This window comes from Flavobacterium sp. I-STPP5a (genome assembly GCF_009764685.1).
Taxonomy (GTDB): domain Bacteria; phylum Bacteroidota; class Bacteroidia; order Flavobacteriales; family Flavobacteriaceae; genus Flavobacterium.
This window is the reverse complement of sequence record NZ_VHLM01000057.1, coordinates 146,506-159,360: the sequence shown is the minus strand read 5'-3', so window position 1 is coordinate 159,360 and position 12,855 is coordinate 146,506. Positions and strand designations below refer to the sequence as shown.

The window sequence follows — 12,855 nt, the reverse complement described above, 5'->3', positions numbered from 1 at the left end:
TTACTTTTTAAAACAATCAATAATTTGATAAGCAACTCGTAATGCTTCGGTTGCTTGATCTAAAGTCACTACTGGAGTTGTATTGTTGTTGATTGAATCTGCAAACGATTCTAACTCATCCAGAATGGCGTTGTTTTGTTCAACATCTGGATTGGAGAAGTAGATTTGTTTTTTTATACCCTCGGCATTTTGTAAAATCATATCAAAATCACCTGGAACCTCTGGAGCGTCTTTCATTTTTACCACTTCACATTTTTTCTCTAAGAAATCAACAGAGATGTAAGCGTCCTTTTGAAAGAAACGAGATTTCCGCATGTTTTTCATCGAAATTCGGCTTGCTGTCAAGTTGGCAACACAACCATTTTCGAATTCAATTCTAGCATTTGCAATATCAGGGGTGTCACTTATCACCGAAACGCCGCTGGCGCTAATATTCTTCACTTTTGATCTAACCACACTTAAAATAGCATCAATGTCATGAATCATTAAATCTAGAACCACTGGGACATCAGTTCCACGCGGATTAAATTCAGCCAAACGGTGTGCTTCAATAAACATGGGATTTTCAATCATGTTTTTTGTTGCTATGAAAGCAGGATTAAATCGTTCAACGTGACCTACTTGCCCTTTAACATTATATTCATTGGCAAGAGCGATGATTTCTTCAGCTTCCTCCACTGTGTTTGAAATCGGTTTTTCAATAAAAACATGTTTCCCTGATTTGATCGCTACTTTTGCACATTTGTAATGTGAAAGCGTTGGGGTAACTATATCAATTACATCAACAGCATGAATAAGAGTTGCAATAGTACTAAAATGTTTGTATCCAAACTCTTTTGATATCTTTTCAGCATTCTCTTGATTTGGGTCATAAAACCCTACCAATTCATATTTGTCAGATTGTTGTAATAAACGCAAATGTATTTTTCCTAGGTGACCAGCACCTAATACTCCAATTTTTAGCATAAGGGTGTATTTTTTACAAAAATAGCAATAAAATGATTAATCTATTATTGAATTTAGACAAATTGTACGCTAAATAATTATTTAAAAACCAATATTTGATTTCAATTTTTCTTTTCTACTTTTACAGAAATAAAAAAATAAATTTTGAAAGATACAGCCAAACATCAAGGACTTCGGAATCAATTAGTAAGCGTTTTAGAGCAAAAAGGGATCACGGATAAAAATGTTTTGGAAGCCATAAAAAAGATACCACGTCACTTATTTTTGGATTCAAGCTTTGAAGATTATGCTTATCAAGATAAGGCTTTTCCTATAGGTGCAGGGCAAACAATTTCACAACCGTACACTGTTGCTTTTCAATCGCAATTATTAGAAGTAAAAAAGGAAGATAAAATATTAGAAATTGGAACGGGATCGGGATACCAAACGGCAGTTTTATGTACCATGGGTGCTAAAGTATTTAGTGTAGAACGCCAAAATGAATTGTTTAAAAAAACTACAAATTTATTTCCTAAACTCAATATTCGTCCTAAACACACTTCGTTTGGTGATGGATACAAAGGGTTGCCTAATTACGCTCCATTCGACAGCATTATTGTTACGGCTGGTGCGCCAATTATTCCTAAACCGTTGATGGCGCAATTAAAAATAGGAGGAAGGCTAGTAATTCCCGTAGGTGAGGACGTGCAAATTATGACTTTGCTGATTCGAATTAATGAAACTCAATTTGAAAAGCACGAATTTGGAGAATTTAGATTTGTTCCCTTATTAGAAGACAAGAATTAAAACAAAAAAAAATCATTTTCAGTGCTTTATGATATAAGAGTTGAAGATGATTTTTTTTTTGGCTTAGCCCCAAAAAGATTTGTCCTTAATGGTTTGGAATAGTAAATAAGATATATTAATCTGCTTAGCTATCGTAATTTTTCATCAAAATAGCCTTTACCAAAAACAAAAAAAATCATTTTAATTTAAAATGATTTTTTTATGCGTTCTAAGTCTCGTTTTGTATCCTGTTCTTTTAAAGATTCTCGTTTGTCATAAGTTTTCTTTCCTTTACAAAGACCTATTTGAAGTTTTGCCATTCCTTTTTCATTTGTAAATAATTTAAGAGGAACTATTGTTAAGCCTTTAGCCTGAACACTTTTAGATAAACTTTTAAGCTCTTTTTTATTTAAGAGTAATTTACGTTCGCTACGGGCTTTATGGTTGAATTGATTCCCAAAAGAGTATTCCTCAATGTAGGTGTTTATGGCAAACAATTCAAGATTACTGAATTCACAAAAACTTTCTGTAATATTGGCTTTGCCTAAACGAATTGATTTTATCTCAGTACCAGCCAAAACGATTCCAGCCGTAAATGTTTCGATAATTTCATAATCGAATTTGGCTCTTTTATTGTAAATATTAATTGTTTTTAACATGGTGCAAAGGTAGCAAAATTAAAATATCAAGCAATGTTTATGGTAATTTCAATAAATGGTAGCTTATGGTATTACCGGTGATTGTAATTACATATAGGTTTCCAAAAACAGTGTCTTCAATATCTGGAAACAAATTGTTTTTGATAACTTGGTTTACAAACTTAGGTATAGAATTGCTATGCCCTACAATCAAGACTTTTTTATTTAGAGTTTCATTTTTAAAATTTTCAATATTTAAATCCTTAAGATCGTACAGTTTCGTTTTAATATTTTTAGCTGTAGCTGTAGGTGCTGCAGTTTGTATGGTTCTTTTATAATCAGTAGTGTAAATTTCGTCAAAGTGAACATCGGCGAAAATAGCATTCCATTGGTTTGCCCTTTTTTGTCCATTTTCTGACAAATCAGGATTTTTAGAATTGTCTGCTTTTTCAGCATGTCTTATGAAGTAGTATGTAGTCACATTTTGCTGTGCCAAGCAAAAATTGAAAAACAATAGGACTGTAATAAGTATTGCTTTTTTCATTATTTAATTTTTTTTTGGGAAGATAAAATCATAAATTTTAGATTGTTTATATTTGTAGAATGGAAAAAATAAAATCAAACGACCCGCTACACGGAATAACGCTTCAACAAGTAGTAGAAAAGCTTGTCAGTCATTATGGATTTGACACTCTAAGTGAACTGATTAAAATTAAATGTTTTTCAAGTAATCCTAGTATTAAATCCAGTTTGACTTTTTTAAGAAAAACGGAGTGGGCTCGTAAACAGGTTGAAGATTTATATGTTAAAAGTATAAATGAATTTTAATTTATTTTATAAGAAATCATTACACCACCTCTGTAAGGAAGCGATTCTCCACTTTTGTTGTATTTTTTTGCAGGTTCATAGCGTTCACCTGTATACAAGTCATATCCTTTGTAAAATCCTTGATGCCAACCACCGCCTAAAAAGCAATCAATCATAAATTTTTCACTTACTTTTACTTGATATCCTATAGTTGCTCCTGCAAAATAACCAACTCCTTTTTCATAATTATTAGTGTTTAAATAGTTCCACTTTTGGAAATTAAAAATACTAGCTCCTATATGTGCACCTGCATAAAAACCATTATATTTTTCTTTGAAATGGTATCTATATTCAGGAGTAAAGGTGTAAAATTCTCTGGGTTTACCGTTTACAGATTTCCAGAAGGAAGTAAGAGCATCAAAATGAAAAGTTGATTTTTTACCAATACTAGTTTCTATCCCTACATTAGGAATTGTAAAAAGCGTTGTAAAAGCATTTGCTTTTACATAGGTTTGGGCTGAAATGGAGGAATACGTTATTAAAACAAAGATGATCAGGAATTTTTTCATGGCTAATAAAGTGGGATGTAGATTTAAGGTTATGATAAGTGTACAAATGTAGTAGTAATTTACTTTTTACATAACATTTGTGCGTTTTTTATATTTGTATTTATGAGTGATCTAGTAAGGAATAGATCACAGAGTCTAAAAATTTACCATTGTAAAATTCATAATCTTTGAAATGCGCTTCTTTTATAAATCCGTTTTTTTCTAAAACTTTTGCCGATCCAATATTTTCAGGTGCTATAACTGCTTCTATAGAATGTAGTTTTAAATCATTAAATCCATAATGAACTACAGCCTTAACTACCTCAGTTATGATTCCTCTTTTGTGATAATCAGGAAGTAGCATGTATCCAATTTCGGCTCGGTAATGTTCTGGTTTAATGCGATAATGACCAATAATCCCGATAAGTTTTGGACTATCTTTTAAAGTTATAGCCCAATTGATGCCCTCATTAACTTCAATTTTATGATCAATCATGGCAATATGCTCTAAAGCTTCTTCATCAGTTTTTAACAAAGGACGAGGGATAAATTGCATGGTTTCTGGATTAGATCGTAACATTAAAATTTCTTTTACATCACCTGCGTTTACTCTTCTTAAAATTAAACGGTCGGTTTCTAAATCAGGAAACGGATTAAAATTGATGGTTAGCATAGAATTTTTTTAAAGAATTTTGATAGTGAATATAGATTGAAAGGTTGCGTTTGGTTCTAAAATTTGAATGCCCTCTTTTAGTAGTAAATCTCCAGTACTCTCCAGTACATCAGAATATCCAAACCATGGTTCAATACAAATAAATGGTGCTGCTTTTTTTGTCCATATTCCTAAACTTGGAAAATCTTCATATTCAACTTTTAAAATAGGTTTTTTATTTTCTAAAATGGTAAGATTTTTAGATTGTATGGTTTTGAAAATTAACGCATCAAGTTCGAATAGGGTGTAATCAAGAGGAAGTTTTTTGTCTTGAGTATTTAATATTTTAGTTTCATTCGATATCAAATCATTTTCTAAAAGGTGATATTGCAAAGCTTCATTTTGATCAAATTCGATTTCATAGCTTTCAAATGATTCTGGAAGCGCAAAGGCTGGGTGAGCACCAATAGAAAAAGGCATTGTATTTGTACCTGCATTAAATACATGGTATGAAATAGATAATTTTGTTTCTTCCAGAGTATAAATCAGTTGTAATTGAAACTCAAAAGGGTAATTTTTTAAAGTTTCGCTATTGTGTGACAACAAAAAAACAGCTTTTTCGGCAGTGCTTTCAACTAATTCAAAATCCATATCTCGCGCAAAACCGTGGCGTGATAAGTGATATTCTTGGTTTTCATAATGAAATGAATTGTTTTTTAAAGTTCCTACTATTGGGAACAGTACCGGAGAATGCTTTCCCCAAAATTCAGGATTTCCATTCCAAATATAGTCTCTTTGATCGTTGTCTTTTAGAGAAATGAGCTCTGCACCACGATGATTTATGGTTGCGGTGAGTTTGTGGTTTTTTAAGGTGATATTCAAAATAGTTTTGGTTTTACTGAGACAATCTGTATTTACTGTAAATATATTCAATATTTAATCACAAGGTATGTTTTTTTCTCAAAGTGCTAAAATTCTTAATGTTTTTATACTCTGAATTCTCTTTTTTTTTCCTTAATTTGTAAACAAAATCAATTAACTATGAAGAAAATAAATGTTGGATTCTTGTGGCATGCAGGTCTGTTCCTTTTAGGAATTGCAAATCTTAGTGCGCAACAAACTCCTGAGAATACTGCACGTCCAGTATCAAAGTATGACTATCATGATGCTTTTGCCCCACATTTTTATTCTAAAAATGGAACGGCAACTCGTTCTGCGAGTGGTCAACCAGGTTCAGAATATTGGCAAAATAGCGCTAGTTACAAACTAACGGCTAAATTAGATGAAAAAAACAATGAAATTTCAGGATCTGGAATCATAACGTACACCAACAATAGTCCTGATAAATTAGGATTTGTTTGGATGAATTTGGATCAAAATCTTTTTAAAGCTGATTCTAGAGGAAGTGCTATTGTACCATTAACAGGTAGTAGAAATGGTGCTCAAGGACAAGTTTTTGATGGTGGTCACAAAATAAAATCAGTATCTGTAATTAGTACAAACAAAGGTGTAGCTACAGAAACTGCTGTGAAATATGTAATTTCAGATACAAGAATGCAGGTTTTTTTGCCACAAGCGCTTAACGCCAAAGGTGGAACTGCAAAAATTAAAATTGATTTCTCATTTATTGCTCCTTATGAAGGATCAGATAGAATGGGAGTTCTTGAAACTAAAAACGGAAAAATATTTACCATGGCGCAATGGTATCCTCGTATGTGTGTATATGATGATGTGCGTGGCTGGAACGTAAACCCCTATTTAGGAGCCTCTGAATTCTATTTAGAATATGGTGATTTTGATGTAAGTATTACTGCTCCTTCTAATCATATTGTAGTTGCTTCGGGTGAGTTGACAAATGCTGCTACAGTATTTTCAACGGTAGAACAAAGTAGATTGGCACAAGCCAAACAAAGTGATAAAACGGTATTTATTAGAACAGCAGAGGAAGTTGCTACCACTTCAAAAACGGGATCATCAGCTACAAAAACTTGGAATTTTAAAATGATCAATGCCCGTGATTTTTCTTGGTCATCATCAGCCTCTTTTATTTTAGATGCTGCCAAAATCAATTTACCAAGCGGAAAAAAATCGTTAGCAATGTCTGTTTATCCTGTTGAAAGTGCAGGTGACGAAGCATGGGGTAGATCTACAGAATATACAAAAGCATCTATAGAGAACTATTCTAAAAGATGGTTTGAATACCCTTATCCTGCAGCTGTAAATGTTGCTGGAAATGAAGGTGGAATGGAGTATCCTGGAATTGTTTTTTGTAGCTGGGAATCAAAAGGAGCTGATTTATGGGGTGTTACAGATCATGAGTTTGGACATATCTGGTTTCCAATGATTGTAGGATCTAATGAACGATTGTTTGCTTGGATGGATGAAGGATTTAATACTTTTATCAATTCTTTAAGTTCTATTGATTTTAATAATGGAGAATACAAAGAGCCAAAAGCAGACATGCATCAAAGAGCAGAAATGTATACAAGTCCTTTTCTGGAAACAATAATGAGTTCACCAGATAATATGAAGGAGCGGAACATTGGTCTTTTGGCCTATTCTAAACCAAGTTCAGGTTTAGTTATTTTAAGAGAACAAGTATTAGGACCTGAGCGTTTTGATTTGGCTTTGAAAACCTATGTAGAACGTTGGGCTTTTAAACATCCACAGCCAGATGATTTTTTTAGAACAATTGAAAATGTTGCTGGAGAAGATTTGAGTTGGTTCTGGAGAGGTTGGTTTCAATACAATTGGCGCTTAGATCAAGGTATAAATTCGATAAAATATGTAAAAAATGACCCTAATAAAGGAGTTATCATTACTATTGAGAACTTCGAAAAAATGGTTATGCCTGTAGCGCTTGAAGTGAAAACTAAAAGTGGAAAAATCACAAGAGTAAAGTTACCAGTTGAAGTGTGGCAAAAAAACAAATCTTGGTCTTTTAAACACAATTCTACTGAAGAAATTGAAAGTATCACATTAGATCCTGATCATGCGTTTCCAGATTCTAATACGGCAAATAATGTATGGACTGCTGACAAAGGTTTGCTTGAAAAAGATGTAATTCTAGATGGTTATTTAGGTGCTTTTTCAACTCAAATGGCACCTCTTAAAATTACTTTTTCTGAAAAAAATGGTGCTCTTAGTGCTTTGATTACAAATTATCCTCCTTTTTCTGTGGAGAATATTGGAAAAAATACTTTTGAATCAAAACAAGCAGGACTTAAGTTTGAATTCAACGAAAGTTTAAATGGTTTTGATATGACTGTGCCAGGTGGACAAAAAATTCCTTTTACCAGAGATAAATAATTTTTGGTTACCCATAAGGAAACTTTTATTATAACAAAAAAGACTTGTAATTTTTACAAGTCTTTTTTTATTTCTTTATTCAGGTATTTGCTGACTTAAACAATGTAAGGTCCCAAAACCCCAAATAAAATCAGTTGCATTTATACCGATAATTTCTCTATCTGGAAAGCATTCTGCCAGTATGTTTAATGCTTTACGATCGTTACTATCATTAAAAGTAGGTACTAAAACACATTGGTTTAAAATTAAAAAATTAGCATAGCTAGCTGGTAAGCGTAAACCGTCAAATTCTACTTTCTTCGGCATTGGCAAAGCTACTATGACTGGAGATTTTCCATTCTCTAGAGTTGCGTTTTGTAAACGTTTTAAATTGTCTTGAAGCGGCTTATAATTTTTATCAAGCGTATCATTTTCTACAATTGTGACAATGGTATCTTCGTTTACAAATCGGCATAAATCATCAATATGTCCATGAGTATCATCGCCTTCAATTCCGTCGCCTAACCAAATCACATTGGTTACGCCGAGATATTCTTTGAAAACGGTTTCATAATCTTCTTTTGTAAAGCCTGCATTTCGAACCTGTATGTCTGGGTGCATTAAACATTCCTCTGATGTTAATAAGGTTCCACGTCCGTTTACATCGATGGCACCACCTTCAACAATCACCGGTTTTCCTTTGTACATGACTTGAGTTACAGGAATATTTAGAAATTCGCCCACTTTTGCAGGAACAAATTTATCTAATTGTATGTTTTTGTATTTGGCCCAGCCATTAAAATTAAAATTCAAAGCTTCTCTTTCGGTTCCGTTCTTTATAATGATTGGTCCAGAATCACGCATCCAACTTCTATTGGTTTTATGAATGATGTACGAAACATTTGCTAGTTCAACATGAGCTGTTTCCAGCATGGTGTTTACTTTTGTTTTTTGGTTTTCATCAGCCACAACCAAAAAAACAGTTTCAAAAGTCGCTACTTTTTTAATAAATTCTACAAAAGCCCATTGAACTGCTTCATATTTTCCAGGCCAATCTTTCCCATTATGAGGGAAACACAGTAGCATTCCTTGTTGTTTTTCCCATTCGGCTGGAAAACGCCTAGTATTTGTAGTCATATTATATACTTTTATCAAAGTTGCAAATATAATGATTCAGACTCACTTAAAAAACGAGCAAACATTGCAATTTTTTAAAACTGCGTTTTCATTTATAGTATTAAGGTAATAATTAAATAATATTGTGTTAATTATAGTTGATTTGTTCATTTCTATTTTTGGAAAAAAATAATTTATGAAAAAATACAGTATTTCACTTCTAGCTGCAATTTTGATTTTGTCTAGTTGTTCTAAAGAGGATAGTTCCAGCAACAATCAAGAAACTATTGTGAATGAAAACCCTGCCTCATTTAAAGAAATTGGAAATCTTACAATAGGAGGAGCAGGTGCTGCTGAAATTAGTGCATATGACGAAATATCAAAGAAACTTTTTACGGTTAACAATAGCAATACGAATAGGATTGACGTTATTGATTTGTCGAATCCAGCTAGTCCAAAATTTCTAACAAGTATTGATCTGACTCCTTACAATGGTGCATCAAATAGTGTTGCTACCTTTAATGGTAAATTAGCTGTGGCCTTAGAGGCAAAACCGAATAAGCAAGATGCTGGTAAAGTTTTGGTTTTTAATACTACAAATTATAGTTTAATCAAAGAGATTACAGTAGGAGCGCTGCCGGATATGATTACATTTTCTCCTGATGGAAATTTTATCATGACTGCCAATGAAGGCGAGCCAAATGACACTTACTCGATTGACCCAGATGGCTCGGTTTCAATTATTGCTATAAATGCTGACTATGCGGTAACAACTCTGAACTTTGCAGGTTTTGCAAACCAGTTAAATACGCTCAAGGCAAAAGGATTCCGTATTGCTAGTGTAACTAATAATTTCGCTAATGATATTGAACCAGAATATATTACGATATCTGCCGATTCTAAAACAGCTTGGGTAACTTTACAAGAAAACAATGGCGTTGCTAAAATTGATTTGACTAGCAAAACGATTACGAATATTTTTCCTTTGGGTCTAAAAGACTATAATCTTGTTGACAATGCAATTGATGTTAGCGATAAAGATGGTGGTATATTTATGAAACCTTGGAAAATAAAAGGAATGTATCAACCAGATGCCATAAGTAGTTTTGAAGTAAATAAAATATCCTATTTTGTAACTGCAAATGAAGGTGATGCTAGAGAATATAGTGCGTTTGTTGATGTAAAAAGAGTAGGTAGTTCATCAGTAATTCTTGATCCTTTAGCGTTTCCAGATGCTACAGCACTAAAAGCGGAGACTAGTTTAGGTAGGCTAAATATTAATACTAAAATGGGAGATACTGATGGCGATGGCGATTTTGATGAGCTTGTTTCTTTTGGTTCTAGATCTTTCTCTATATGGAATGGTACAACAGGTGAATTAGTATATGATAGCAAAAATGAATTGGATAAAAAATCACAAGAATTAGGTTTTTATGATGACGGCAGAAGTGATGATAAAGGTGCTGAACCAGAATCTGTTGTGGTTGCTAAAATGGGTGAAAAAACGATTCTATTTGTAGGTCTTGAACGCGCCGATGCAGTAATGATTTATGATATATCAAATCCTACTGCACCAAAATTAATGCAAACTATAAAAACGGGTGATGCTCCAGAAGGTTTACTATATATTCCTGCTTCAAAAAGTCCAACAAAAAGAAGTTTGCTTGTGGTAAGTAGTGAAGGTGACGGAAGTGTGAAAATTTTCCAACCAGACTTGAACTAAAAAGTACTCTCGAAATAAAAAAATCCCTGCTTGAATAAATAATTCAGTAGGGATTTTTTGTTTTAAAAAGAGCAGTTAGTCAATTGCTCTTTTTGTAATATCTCCAAAGGCATCGATGCGTCTGTCTCTAAAAAATGGCCAGTTTTGGCGCACATTTTCTTGTAAGTCTAAATCAACTTCGGCAATTAAAATTTCTTCTTTATCGTGTGAGGCTTGCGCCAAAATTTCACCTTGTGGCCCACAGATAAATGAAGCACCCCAAAATTCAATTCCAGGAGTTTCGGGTAAATACTTTTCTAGACCTATGCGGTTTGCTGCTGCAACATAAACACCATTTGCAACGGCATGACCTTTCATAACATTCATCCAAGCGCCATATTGGTTTTTACCATATTGCTCTTTTTCTTGTGGATGCCAGCCAATTGCAGTTGGGTAAAACAATACTTCGGAACCTTTTAAAGCTGTTATGCGTGCTGCTTCTGGATACCATTGATCCCAACAGATTAATGTTCCTATATTTCCTTTCTTGGTGCGATTGTTTTTAAATCCTAAATCACCCGGTGTAAAATAAAATTTTTCGTAAAATGCAGGGTCATCTGGAATATGCATTTTACGGTACAATCCTGCCTCTGAACCATCAGTATCAATAATGTAAGCACTGTTGTGGTAAATGCCAGCCATTCTTTTTTCGAAAAAAGGAACAATAATTACAACTCCTAATTCTTTTGCCAAAGCACTAAAAGCAGTAAAAGAAGTACTGTATAAAGGTTCAGCTAAGGCAAAATTATCTACGTCTTCACTTTGACAAAAGTAATGACTGCTATATAATTCGGGTAACGAAATTACCTCGGCGCCAAGTTTTGCGGCATCGCGAACCCAACTAATGCATTTTTTTAAATTATTTTCAGCTACATCATTTAGGTTTAGTTGAATAACAGCTATTTTATATTTCTTATTTGACATTACATAAATTTTAGAATGCAAAAATAGTAAATTTTATGGCTAGTATAAAATAGGCTTCATGTGTTTGCTAATGAACTTTAATAAAGAATTTTTAATTAAGGTTCCTACTGCTTTATAGTTAGCGGAAAAAAAACAACACTTCCTGTTTTGCAAGAAGTGTTGTTTTAAAAATTTAAAATTAATTAAAAAGATCCGCAAATGTTTCCAGTAAATGTAGCACCTGCGCCAGCTGTAACATCTGCTTTTACAGCGCTAGCAGATAGTAATTGTATGGAATAACTTGGCGTAAAAGCCGTATTGCTTCCAGCAGTATTGCCTGTTGTGTTTGTAAATATGTTTCCTACTGCTGTAACAGCAGTATAGCCTGTCATAAGATCAATAGATTGATTTACATTCTCAAAAACATTATTTTCAACTCTAATGCTAGCTTCAAGACCTGCAGCAACACATTTATTACTCGCAGAACTGTTAAAGTAGTTGTTTACAATATGTACTTTTCCAAAACGTACTCTTGGCATTCTTTCTTTACATCCATTAGCCCACCAGCATCTTGCAAAAGTTATTCTAAGTTTACCTCTATCAGCTGTTGCGCCATCACTAGAACCTATTAAATTTGAATATCTGTGATCTGGTGAACCTCCTGATCCACCTGGTCTTGGAGCTTTTAGGTATGTGAATTTAGTGTATGATACTGTAACATAGTCTGACTGATTTTTGATATCTAAATTCCCATCAACACCATCTCTAAACTCACAATGATCTACCCAAACATTTTGGCAATTATCAATTATTGCATTATCCCAACCATCTGTATCATATGCACCTGGTCCTTCAAAAATAAGATTTCTAAGAATGATGTTTTTACATCTTTTGATATTCAAAATTCCAGAATTTGCCTTTGTTTGATCCGTTGAAACCAGTTTTGCACCGCTTGCACCATATATAGTTTTTCCAGTTTGATCTTGAAAAGCTATTCGTCCAGTTGAGGTTGCTGGAATAGTGATTGTTCCTGTAACTTTAATAACTTTAACATCTGTATTTTCTATAGCTGCTTTTAATTGCGCATAAGTACTTGCTACTGTTTCTGCAGCATTGCCACCTCCAGTTGTGCTGGCATTTAAAGATGCCCAACCAGGAACAGCAGCACAATCGCCAACTCTTGCATTGTTTTTTGTTGTTTTTGTTGTTTTTGTTTCTAACTCAGCAGTAACTGCATTGTTTTCTGCAGTTTCTTCATTGTTACAACTTGTAAGTCCAAAGAAAAGACTCACAATGAAAACCGATAATTTTAAATTTAATTTCATAGTACTTTTTGTTAAATATTAGTGATTTAAAGCTTTACAAAATAAATCATAAAAAAACGTGTAATTATTGAACTTGTTCAATAAA

Annotated in this window: 13 protein-coding genes; 4 read left to right on the top strand and 9 right to left on the bottom strand. The window is 33.3% G+C overall.

Annotated features, from left to right (window positions below):
- Complete coding sequence (locus FJV36_RS11255) at positions 1-966, bottom strand: Gfo/Idh/MocA family protein (protein WP_158729952.1); 966 nt, start codon at positions 964-966, stop codon at positions 1-3.
- Positions 967-1,110: 144 nt separating this feature from the next.
- On the opposite strand from FJV36_RS11255, the gene FJV36_RS11250 reads away from it, so the two are divergent.
- Positions 1,111-1,752: a protein-L-isoaspartate(D-aspartate) O-methyltransferase gene (locus FJV36_RS11250; RefSeq protein ID WP_158729951.1), complete on the top strand. Its 642-nt coding sequence runs from the start codon at positions 1,111-1,113 to the stop codon at positions 1,750-1,752.
- A gap of 185 nt (positions 1,753-1,937) precedes the next feature.
- Here the strand turns inward: FJV36_RS11250 and smpB are convergent, their stop codons facing one another.
- Both smpB and FJV36_RS11240 read right to left on the bottom strand, forming a co-directional pair.
- Positions 1,938-2,390 (bottom strand): SsrA-binding protein SmpB, encoded by a 453-nt coding sequence (smpB, locus tag FJV36_RS11245; RefSeq protein WP_086454511.1) that lies wholly within the window; start codon positions 2,388-2,390, stop codon positions 1,938-1,940.
- 37 nt (positions 2,391-2,427) lie between these two features.
- Complete coding sequence (locus FJV36_RS11240) at positions 2,428-2,913, bottom strand: phosphoglycerate mutase family protein (protein WP_158729950.1); 486 nt, start codon at positions 2,911-2,913, stop codon at positions 2,428-2,430.
- Between the two features lie 59 nt (positions 2,914-2,972).
- Here FJV36_RS11240 and FJV36_RS11235 point away from each other — a divergent pair, with 59 nt between their 5' ends.
- Positions 2,973-3,197 carry a VF530 family DNA-binding protein gene (locus tag FJV36_RS11235; protein ID WP_158981106.1) on the top strand — a complete coding sequence of 75 codons (225 nt, stop codon included), beginning with the start codon at positions 2,973-2,975 and terminating at the stop codon, positions 3,195-3,197.
- Here FJV36_RS11235 and FJV36_RS11230 read toward each other — a convergent pair.
- The 3 genes from FJV36_RS11230 to FJV36_RS11220 form a co-directional block, all read right to left on the bottom strand.
- Positions 3,194-3,745, bottom strand: a complete 552-nt coding sequence (locus FJV36_RS11230) for a DUF3575 domain-containing protein (RefSeq protein ID WP_158981104.1) — start codon at positions 3,743-3,745, stop codon at positions 3,194-3,196. The two genes, FJV36_RS11235 and FJV36_RS11230, sit on opposite strands and share 4 nt — an antisense overlap.
- Before the next feature lie 100 nt (positions 3,746-3,845).
- Positions 3,846-4,397 carry a GNAT family N-acetyltransferase gene (locus FJV36_RS11225; protein ID WP_158981102.1) on the bottom strand — a complete coding sequence of 184 codons (552 nt, stop codon included), beginning with the start codon at positions 4,395-4,397 and terminating at the stop codon, positions 3,846-3,848.
- 9 nt (positions 4,398-4,406) lie between these two features.
- Positions 4,407-5,258: an aldose 1-epimerase family protein gene (locus FJV36_RS11220; RefSeq protein WP_158981100.1), complete on the bottom strand. Its 852-nt coding sequence runs from the start codon at positions 5,256-5,258 to the stop codon at positions 4,407-4,409.
- A gap of 159 nt (positions 5,259-5,417) precedes the next feature.
- Here FJV36_RS11220 and FJV36_RS11215 point away from each other — a divergent pair, with 159 nt between their 5' ends.
- Positions 5,418-7,685: a M1 family metallopeptidase gene (locus tag FJV36_RS11215; protein ID WP_158729946.1), complete on the top strand. Its 2,268-nt coding sequence runs from the start codon at positions 5,418-5,420 to the stop codon at positions 7,683-7,685.
- A 75-nt stretch (positions 7,686-7,760) separates the two neighbouring features.
- Here the strand turns inward: FJV36_RS11215 and FJV36_RS11210 are convergent, their stop codons facing one another.
- On the bottom strand, positions 7,761-8,801 hold the full coding sequence (locus FJV36_RS11210) for an agmatine/peptidylarginine deiminase (protein WP_158981098.1): 1,041 nt from the start codon (positions 8,799-8,801) through the stop codon (positions 7,761-7,763).
- A gap of 175 nt (positions 8,802-8,976) precedes the next feature.
- Between FJV36_RS11210 and FJV36_RS11205 the strand changes: the two genes are divergently transcribed.
- Entirely contained in the window at positions 8,977-10,503 is a 1,527-nt protein-coding gene (locus FJV36_RS11205) for a choice-of-anchor I family protein (RefSeq protein WP_158981096.1), read from the top strand.
- A 75-nt stretch (positions 10,504-10,578) separates the two neighbouring features.
- Here the strand turns inward: FJV36_RS11205 and FJV36_RS11200 are convergent, their stop codons facing one another.
- Positions 10,579-11,466: a carbon-nitrogen hydrolase gene (locus tag FJV36_RS11200; RefSeq protein WP_158729943.1), complete on the bottom strand. Its 888-nt coding sequence runs from the start codon at positions 11,464-11,466 to the stop codon at positions 10,579-10,581.
- A gap of 182 nt (positions 11,467-11,648) precedes the next feature.
- Positions 11,649-12,770 carry a polysaccharide lyase family 1 protein gene (locus tag FJV36_RS11195; RefSeq protein ID WP_158729942.1) on the bottom strand — a complete coding sequence of 374 codons (1,122 nt, stop codon included), beginning with the start codon at positions 12,768-12,770 and terminating at the stop codon, positions 11,649-11,651.
- Positions 12,771-12,855: the final 85 nt, after the last annotated feature.